Origin of the sequence: Chryseobacterium sp. S0630, assembly GCF_024158915.1 — a bacterium.
Classification (GTDB): Bacteria; Bacteroidota; Bacteroidia; order Flavobacteriales; family Weeksellaceae; genus Chryseobacterium.
Map to the genome: position 1 here is coordinate 22,624 of NZ_JAMZGF010000064.1, position 7,012 is coordinate 29,635.

Genomic DNA, 7,012 nt, shown 5'->3' on the forward strand with positions numbered 1-7,012 from the left:
TATTATGAAATTATTGAAAATAATGCTATATTGTTAATGGCTAATATCTAATGGACTTATGTCATCAGGAAATTAATTTAACTGATAAACAAATATGAAAAATAAATTCTTAAATTTTAAATTGAGAAAACTTGTTCATTACTCTTTGATCCTTTGTATTTTATTGATACAGGTCATTATTGCCATATTTTTCTACAATGAATTTGTCAACGGGAAGAAGCTGAAGTTTATTAAAGATCAGCTTGAGGAAAGCCGTGCATTGGGAGGATTGACTGATAATTCCAGGAAAGATTTCATGGATGCACAGGATCATCTTCAAAAATATATGGCTACCCAGGATAATAATGATCTGCAGCTATATTTCCAGTCGTTGAGAAAACTTAAGACTAATTTTGATAAAATTGGTGAATACGAAAATACAAGCCCAAGATTGAAAAAAAATCTGGCACTTCACAGCCAGGATACTTTGAAGACGGCAAAACTGAAAACATTAATAGATTCTGTTTACCAGACTTCCCTGAATCCACCGGCAAAAATTGGGGATAAACAGTATGAGCCTGCCAAGTATAAAAATGATTTTGAGGATTTCAAGATTCAGACCCGTACGTATGCGGATACAGTTAAAAAGAAAGGTTTTTTTGGACGCTTGAAAGATGCCGTAACAGGGAAAGTAGATGTTCAGAAGGAGAGTACGGTGATTACGATGACCAACAACAAAACCATAGATCTTTCCCAGGTAAAATCCAAAATGGACAATACGATAAAGTCTATTGACAAGCATTATGCAGCTGAAGTAAAGAAGGTTCAACTCCTTGCAGCCCTTAGTCAGAAAAATAATTTACAGTTTTACAGTAATTTCAGTAAGCTTTTGGTGTACAGTAATAACTTAATAGAAGTGTATGAAAATGCCATCAAAGATTTTAAATCTGAACTGGAACGAGAATACAACGAACAGAGCTCCAACAATAACAAAATCAGAACGTATCTGGTATTGGGACTGATGATTCTGATGTTCATTGTTTCTATTCTGATTATGTATTTTACAAGAATGGCTTTTGTTTATGAACAAAAACTGGATGCTGCCAATAAGGAGATAAAAAAGAACCTTAATTTCAAAAACAGGATTCTGGGAATGTTAAGCCATGATCTGAGATCTCCTTTGAAAATCATCAATATCTTTATTGATAAAATCCACAGAACGACTGAAGATGAAACGATAAAGGATTATCTTAAATCCATCAAGTTTACCAACAGCACTTTGCTTCTGCAGTCTAACCAGATTCTGGAATATACTAAAAACGAAAATGCTGAAAAAGAGCTTATACAGTCAGTTTTCAATCTTAAAGATGAAATAAGTTCTATTGTAAAGGTGATTACGCCCTATCTGGAAACAAGAAATAACAGGTTTGTGGTGACAGACAGAATTCCTGAAAATGTAGTGGTGTATTCGGATAATATCAGAATCAATCAGATTTTTATGAATATTCTGGGAAATGCCAACAAATTCACAGAAAACGGACAGATTGATCTCGTAATGTCAACAGAGTCTCTGGGAGACAATAAAATTTCTCTGATTACAACGGTAGGAGATACCGGAGTAGGAATATCAGAATCGGATCTTGGTAAAATTTTTGATCCTTATTATCAGGGAATGGTGTCTGATGAAGTAGATAATCTGGGAGCGGGACTTGGGCTTAATCTGGTAAAAGAAATTGTAGAACTTTTCGATGGTGATATATCTGTGGAAAGCAAATTGCATAAAGGAACGAAAGTGACATTCAGGATCAATTTAAATAGTAATAATAATGGAAACACCAATTCAAAATAAAGAAATTATATTCCTTCTGGCAGACGATCACAGCATTGTACGCCAGGGAATGGAAATTGTGATCAGTGATATTGTTCCTAACGCTAAAGTGTATCAGACTTCATCTCTACATCAGGTATTGGAGCTTATAGAATCAAAAGGAATAGAGATGGCCGTCATTGATGCCCATTTCCCGGATGGAAACAGTCTTCATATTTTACCGCAGATGAAAAGTGTAAATCCTGATCTTAAAATTTTAATTTTTACAGGACTTGAAGAAGAACTTCATGGCCTTAAATTCATCAAAGCAGGTGCTGACGGTTATCTGAGTAAATTGAGTGAAGAGGAAGAGGTAAGGGAAGCGATCACAACCTTTATCGAGAAGGGAGAATACTTCTCTGCTCTTTTACGAAATCTATTGGTACAGTTTGTATACAACCCGGGTCTGATAAGTCCACTCAACATTTTAACCAAAAGAGAAATGGAGATTGCGGAACTTTATGCTGATGGATATGGAAACCTGGAAATTTCAAACAGTCTGAATATCAAACAAAATACAGTAAGCACAATCAAAAAAAATATCTTTGAAAAACTAAAGATCGAAAATATGGTTGAGCTTGTTGACCTTGTCAAAACCCATCATAAACTATAGTGTTTCATGGTAATCATCACATCAAAGAGTCAGAATATTATATTTCATCGATAAATATCTATAAGTCGGTCGATATGTATCGATGGGGTTTATAGGGAATTTTATTTGGGAATGTTGTTCCTTTGTACTGTGAAATTTAAGTAATGAAAAAGCAACTGAGAAATGCTTTTTAACTTCTGAAGTTTCAAACACAAAAACAACAAATGATTATAACTATACAAATAATAAATGGTAGTTATAGAAACGCAAATGATGAAAAATTAATAAACACTGATGAAATTAAACGAAGTGTATGAATAACCTTAACCGGACTTCTTAAAAAAGCCAAATGATCAGAAAAAAAACACAAACAAATATAGTGAGGTTCAGTGATAGGTTACATTACAAACACAAAAGGAGGCTGTATGCCTCCTTTTGTATTTTTTATCAAATGATAAACAAATGCTGTCATCAATGCCTTAGTTTTGTATCAAAAAAAGATGTCAGGAGAAAAAAACTTAGCAGTATTGATTCAGAATATGGAACCAGTATTGAATACCGGGAAATATGTGTTTTGTACTGTAGAAACCTTAAGTGGAATACCGGATATTGAAAGAGTTCTGTTTTTCTTTCGGGAAACTGAAGCGGTTACTATTGTTCTAGAAAAAAATATTGCAGACGAATGGTCTTTAGACTATAGTTATATTTCTTCCTGGATTACCTTGAACATTCACTCTTCTCTGGAAGCGGTAGGACTTACTGCAGCTTTTGCCAATGCCTTGAAAAAGGAGAATATAAGCTGTAATGTAGTGGCTGCTTATTTTCACGATCATATTTTTGTAGCCGAAAAAGATGCTGAAAAAGCGATGGAAGCCCTTTATGCATTGAGATTGGCTCAGGAACTTTAAAAATTGTTTTTGAATTTTTTACTTTTTTATTTTCACCTTTTAAAATGTCTAATTGGGCTGCTAAAATGTCCTGTTGATAAAGCTTTTGAGTGTTCTGCGAGTTTTTGTGTTTTATGTTTGCACCATAATCATACAAAAATAAACAACAATGAAAACAATCAGAAAAATCTCAGCCGTAAGCTTATTATGTTTAACTCTTTTTACGGTAGTGACTGTATCCTGCACTGAAGAAAATGAGCCTCCCACGACGCAGGAGATACAAAATAACAGCCACCAAACTGCCAAAACCCAATTCATAACCGTTAAAGGAAATGCCATTGCATACCGTGTTTTAGGAAAAGAAGACGGAGTTCCTTTGGTTCTTCTTCCGGGATTAGGAGGTTCAATGGATGATTGGGATCCTGCAGTGACTGATGGACTGGCCAAGAAGTATAAGGTAATTATCTTTGACAATAAAGGTGTCGCTTCTTCAAAAGGAACAACGCCCAATACGGTTCAGGCGATGGCAGATGATGCTATAGATTTTATTAAAGCTTTACATTATACCAAAGTGAATATCATGGGATTTTCTATGGGAGGATTTATTGCACAGAGAATTGTACTGACCAATCCATCCCTGATCAATAAAGTGATTTTGACAGGTACTGGTCCACAGGGAGCCATAGGATTATCTAATCTTCCCAATATTATTGCAGGAACAGCGGGATTAAGCCCGGAAGCTTCCTTCCTGAAATTTGGTTTTACAGAATCTGCTCAAAGCATTGCGGAGGGGAAAGCTTCTTTTGCAAGAGTTCAGCTTAGAACTACAGATAGGGATCTTCCTTTAAGTGATGCCACTTCAAACTCGCAGTTTACCGCTGTATTGAGTTGGGCTCAGCCTAATGCTGAAGCGCTTACGGAAATACAAAAAATCAAAAACCCGGTACTGATTGTTCATGGTGAAAACGATCTTCCGGTATCTGTTCAGAATGCGAAAAATATGGCTCAGCATTTAGACCATGCAGAACTGGTAATTTTCCCGGATTCAGGGCATGCTTCTTTCTATCAATATCATGATACATTTGTTGGAAAAGCCATTGAATTCCTTGGGAAATAAATTAAAACAAAATCAATATATTTATAAAAAAGAGGCTGTTTCAAAGGTGTCATTCTGACGAAGGAAGATTTTCATTAATAACCAAATACATGAGATTCTTCACTACATTTCATTCCGAATGACATAGACCCAATTATTTGAATTTTGAGACAGTCTCTTTTGTGTTGATGGATGAAAAGATCTAACTGAATTTTTTCACAGCCTCTTCACTCACAGGAGTAAAAAAGTTAATCATATTGCCATCCGGATCACAGAACAGGAGAGATCTGTTTCCCCATGGCATCGTTGTGGGCTCCTGAATAATTTTGGAAGCAATATTTTTGATTCTTTCATATTCTTCATCTACATTTTTAACCAAAAACTCGATGATGGTTGATTTTGTTCCTGCGAAGTCTGTCAGACCTTCCGAAAATAGTTGCATTGTTCGTGTACTTCCGATAGCGATAGTGATAGAATCTGTAGCAAGTTCTGCAAAATCTTCCGTATACCATGTGGCAGTTATACCCACAATCTGTTCATAAAATGCTACGGCTGCTTTAATGTCTTTGCTGATCATTCTTAATGAGGTAAGTTTCATAAGGATACTTATTTGTTTAAACTAATTTTAAACAAAGGTAATAGGTACTTATGACAACAGACTGTCAGTAGAAGTGTGGGATTTTAATCTGAATGGCTTATTAATAAAAATTAGCAATATGAATTAACCGCTTAAAGTTGATGATCTGTATCTTCCTTCCTTCGGATCTGATGAGTTTTTCCTGTTTGAAATCATTGATGATACGGGCTAAAGTTTCTCTGGCAGTTCCTACCATATTGGCAAGATCCACACGGGAAAGAGTAATAAATACTTCGTCATCAGGGGTATCATTTGATTTATATTTATCATGGAGAATCAGCAAGCTGAGAGCAGCTCTTTCTCTTACGGTGCGATGGGATAGAACAGCAATAAGGTTGGCCATCACACTGAATTCATGGCTTAAAGACTTTAGAAGAAGCCTTGAAAGCACTGATGACTGGCTTAGAATCTCCAGAAAGCTGTCTTTTGAAATAAAGGAAATGGCAGAATTCTCCAGTGTTGAGGTTGTATCTCCATAAGATTCGTTGCTCAGGATCGCAGAATACCCGAAAAATTCACCGGAGCTGTAGATGTAAATAATCTGCTCCCTTCCATCATTATCAACTTTGTATTTCTTTATTTTACCCTCATTAAGGTAATAAACGCCATTAGGTTTTGTTCCGTCAGTAAATATGGGTTCATTTTTACGGTAGTTTTTGGTTTTCATAGCTCCTGTAAGCAGATTTTTATCATACTCTGGGAGTTCATCAAAAAGATATTGATTGTTAAAAATAAATTTTGAGATCATAATTTTTCTATACAGGCTATTGAATCCGTACTCAGTTTTTAACTTAAATCACATTTTAAACCCATGTATGTCACAAGGTTTTTTTTCTGAACGAATTACTTTTACAAAAGTAATAAAATTGGTGCTGAAATAAGAAACAGAACATTTCAGAGAGGTTTTTGAAAAGTGTTTTCACTTCATATACCGATCTGTCATTTGTTACGGGAAAAAGTAGGATTTTACGTTAGGGGACATAGTAAGTCTATAAAGAACACTGGATAAATATTTAAGTGGACATGTTTTTCACGGCTTTATGCTGACATTTCTAATTTATTTTTTTTGCTTATTTATTTTATCCAGCTGTTTTTTTGAGTAAAATCTTAAAAAAGAAAAATACACAACCCCTATAGAGATTTATAATGTTCAGGCATAGAGGGAAATACAGAACTTATTTTCACAATCTTAAGCTTGCATCCGCACTTTCGTTTGTTGCCGGAATAGTGAATATTGTAGGAGTAATGTCCGTTAAAGTGCTTACCACCAATATAACGGGGCACTTTGCCTTCTTTTCCGAAGAAATTCTACTCAGTCATTATAGTGAAGCTCTTACTTATCTCGTCTTTATTATGTGTTTTCTGGGAGGAGCATTCTGTTCAAGCTTTATGGTTGAATTTTCTTCCGGACGTAGCATGTTTCGCCCCCATCTTATTCCTTTGATTACTGAAATTCTGATATTAGGTTTTGTGGGAATATCAGATGATGAGACACTGAAACTATCAATATCTCCTTATACCATTGCCGGCCTTTTGCTTTTTGCAATGGGAGCCCAGAATTCATTAGTAACAAGAGTATCCCAGTCTGTGGTGAGAACGACTCATCTTACGGGATTATTTACTGATCTGGGAATAGAACTTTCCAAACTTTTCTTTAAAGAACGGGAAAATGAAAAGAGACAGCTTAAAAAGAATATCACTCTTAAACTGGTGATTATTGCCTGCTTTTTTTCAGGATGCATTATTGGTGGTTTGGGTTACAGTACAATCCGTCTAAAAACATTGATGGTGACAGCAGGATTACTGTTTTTTGTGATCAGGTATGATAAGCTTCTGTACAGATATTATGCCTTAAAAAGGAGATTAAGATAAAACAGAAAATAAAAAAGAAGCCGTCTCATTTTCCTTGAGGCGGTTTTTGTTTATAAACTACCCATATTATTTTTTTAGGATG

At 35.1% G+C, this 7,012-nt stretch carries 7 protein-coding genes; 5 read left to right on the forward strand and 2 right to left on the reverse strand.

Annotated elements, in window-relative coordinates; genetic code table 11:
- The first annotated feature begins 94 nt into the window (after positions 1-94).
- The 4 genes from NK356_RS20505 (at position 95) to NK356_RS20520 (ending at position 4,442) form a co-directional block, all read left to right on the forward strand.
- Positions 95-1,828 (forward strand): HAMP domain-containing sensor histidine kinase, encoded by a 1,734-nt coding sequence (locus NK356_RS20505; protein WP_034698823.1) that lies wholly within the window; start codon positions 95-97, stop codon positions 1,826-1,828.
- Positions 1,806-2,459, forward strand: coding sequence for a response regulator transcription factor (locus NK356_RS20510; RefSeq protein ID WP_185103752.1), 654 nt, complete (start codon positions 1,806-1,808; stop codon positions 2,457-2,459). Before NK356_RS20505 ends, NK356_RS20510 begins: the two co-directional genes overlap by 23 nt.
- A 479-nt stretch (positions 2,460-2,938) precedes the next feature.
- Complete coding sequence (locus tag NK356_RS20515; protein ID WP_034698821.1) at positions 2,939-3,346, forward strand: ACT domain-containing protein; 408 nt, start codon at positions 2,939-2,941, stop codon at positions 3,344-3,346.
- Positions 3,347-3,494: 148 nt separating this feature from the next.
- Positions 3,495-4,442, forward strand: a complete 948-nt coding sequence (locus NK356_RS20520) for an alpha/beta fold hydrolase (protein WP_253317911.1) — start codon at positions 3,495-3,497, stop codon at positions 4,440-4,442.
- A gap of 181 nt (positions 4,443-4,623) precedes the next feature.
- Here the strand turns inward: NK356_RS20520 and NK356_RS20525 are convergent, their stop codons facing one another.
- Positions 4,624-5,019: a VOC family protein gene (locus NK356_RS20525; RefSeq protein WP_034698817.1), complete on the reverse strand. Its 396-nt coding sequence runs from the start codon at positions 5,017-5,019 to the stop codon at positions 4,624-4,626.
- Between the two features lie 100 nt (positions 5,020-5,119).
- A complete protein-coding gene (locus NK356_RS20530; RefSeq protein WP_034698814.1) occupies positions 5,120-5,806 on the reverse strand; it encodes a Crp/Fnr family transcriptional regulator in 687 nt (228 codons plus the stop codon).
- 398 nt (positions 5,807-6,204) lie between these two features.
- Here NK356_RS20530 and NK356_RS20535 point away from each other — a divergent pair, with 398 nt between their 5' ends.
- Positions 6,205-6,930 carry a YoaK family protein gene (locus NK356_RS20535; RefSeq protein ID WP_253317912.1) on the forward strand — a complete coding sequence of 242 codons (726 nt, stop codon included), beginning with the start codon at positions 6,205-6,207 and terminating at the stop codon, positions 6,928-6,930.
- Positions 6,931-7,012 lie beyond the last annotated feature (82 nt).

Bases quoted from the DNA above. Each gene is read 5' to 3' on its own strand.
- NK356_RS20505 (WP_034698823.1), top strand. From the start codon at position 95: ATGAAAAATAAATTCTTAAATTTTAAATTGAGAAAACTTGTTCATTAC.
- NK356_RS20510 (WP_185103752.1), top strand. From the start codon at position 1,806: ATGGAAACACCAATTCAAAATAAAGAAATTATATTCCTTCTGGCAGAC.
- NK356_RS20515 (WP_034698821.1), top strand. From the start codon at position 2,939: ATGTCAGGAGAAAAAAACTTAGCAGTATTGATTCAGAATATGGAACCA.
- NK356_RS20520 (WP_253317911.1), top strand. From the start codon at position 3,495: ATGAAAACAATCAGAAAAATCTCAGCCGTAAGCTTATTATGTTTAACT.
- NK356_RS20525 (WP_034698817.1), bottom strand. From the start codon at position 5,019: ATGAAACTTACCTCATTAAGAATGATCAGCAAAGACATTAAAGCAGCC.
- NK356_RS20530 (WP_034698814.1), bottom strand. From the start codon at position 5,806: ATGATCTCAAAATTTATTTTTAACAATCAATATCTTTTTGATGAACTC.
- NK356_RS20535 (WP_253317912.1), top strand. From the start codon at position 6,205: ATGTTCAGGCATAGAGGGAAATACAGAACTTATTTTCACAATCTTAAG.